This window comes from Candidatus Obscuribacterales bacterium, from assembly GCA_036703605.1.
Lineage (GTDB): Bacteria > Cyanobacteriota > Cyanobacteriia > RECH01 > RECH01 > RECH01.
In genome coordinates this window covers 1-1,549 of record DATNRH010000853.1, presented here as the reverse complement: position 1 = coordinate 1,549, position 1,549 = coordinate 1, and the positions used below count along the sequence as shown (strand labels likewise).

Annotated in this window: 2 protein-coding genes; both read right to left on the bottom strand. The window is 54.1% G+C overall.

All coding sequences use genetic code 11. The annotated features are described in order from the left end of the window. Window positions 1-1,059 (bottom strand): DegT/DnrJ/EryC1/StrS family aminotransferase (locus tag V6D20_17600; GenBank protein HEY9817598.1); only part of this gene is annotated, 1,059 nt, incomplete at its 3' end. Further along, the coding region (locus tag V6D20_17595; protein HEY9817597.1) for an SIS domain-containing protein at window positions 1,059-1,549 on the bottom strand (491 nt) is incomplete at its 5' end. The genes V6D20_17600 and V6D20_17595, both read right to left, overlap by 1 nt.

Genomic DNA, 1,549 nt, shown 5'->3' with positions numbered 1-1,549 from the left:
GTACATCGGGAGTGAAAGTACCTCCCGGGCTGCCGCCTCCGCCACAGGGAAATCGTGCTCTTTATACCCGAGGTACTGATAGGCTGGCTGCAGGTGAAGCGGAACGGGATAATACACTCCGGTACCGATTCCCCGTTGACGGAGGTATACCTGAAGTCGATCTCGCTCCCTGGCACGGATCGTGTAATGTGCATATACCGGGATGGCATCTTGTAGGATCGGTGGTGTGGTCACCGACTCGATGTCACTTAACAACTCGTCGTATTGCCGCGCGTGCTTTCTTCTCCTTGCATTCCATTCATCGACGTATTGGAGTTTCACCAGAAGCACTGCGGCTTGTATCGAGTCCATTCGAGCGTTGAATCCCTCTCTTTCATGGATGTACGGCCCGGTCTGTCCATGGTCCCTAAGCATCCGGATCTGCTCAGCCGCCTTGAGGTCTTTGGTCACGACCGCCCCAGCATCCCCCAGTGCGCCGAGGTTTTTGGAAGGGTAAAAGCTGCAGCAGGTCAGGTGACTCACGCTGCCGATCCGACATCCCTTGTACTCAGCCCCAGTCGCCTGGCAGGCATCTTCGATCACCGTCAGGTGATGGACCTGGGCGATTTGACCTAGCGAGTCGAGGTTCGCGGGCTGCCCGAACAGATCTACGGGAATAATCGCCCTGGTCCTCTCGGTGATGACTTTTTCGATCCTTTGGGGATCGATGGTGAAAGGGCCAGGCAGGATATCCACAAAGACCGGCCTCGCCCCCACGCAGGTGATGGCCTCAGCCGTTGCAATAAATGTGTAGGGGCTGGTGATGACTTCATCCCCCTTCCCCACGCCAGCCGCCAATAATGCCAACTGCAAGGCTGCGGTACCCGAGGAGACTGCACTAGCATGAGTGACGCCACAGTATCGTGCAAAGGACTCTTCGAATTGTTCGATCCATTTTCCCTTTACAAAGTTGCAGTCGGCGAGCACTTCAGCAATGGCACGCTGAATCTCCCCCCCCAGTTGCCTCGTTTGTCTCTTGAGATCAACAAGAGGGATCATTTGATTTAGGGTCTTTGACACTATTTGCGGCCTTGACGACTGATAATCGCATCCAGGATAGAGTGGCAAAGGGCCAGATGGACGATTTCAACATGGCCGTAGGAGTCGGAAGGAACGTAAAAATTCAGATCTCCGGTCAAGCGGAGCGGGTTGTCACCAGAAAACCCAGACATGGTAATCACTTTACAGCCTATCTCCTTCGCTGCATTGACAGCCAAGAGGATATTTTCCGAGCAGCCAGAGCTGCTAATCGCCACCAAGATATCCCCGGGGTCGCAAAACATCTCTACAGGCTTTGCAAATACATGCGGGTATCCAAAGTCGTTGCTGATGCAGGTTAAGAGCGATGAATCGTTAAAGGCGACCGCCCGCATCCCACCATTTTTCCAGTAGTCCACCGCCAGATGACTCGCAATAGCTGCACTCCCACCGTTTCCGACGAATATCACCTTCCGCCCCTGCGAGGTATGCAAAGCGATAAAGTCCATACCAACTGAAAGACCGTCGGATA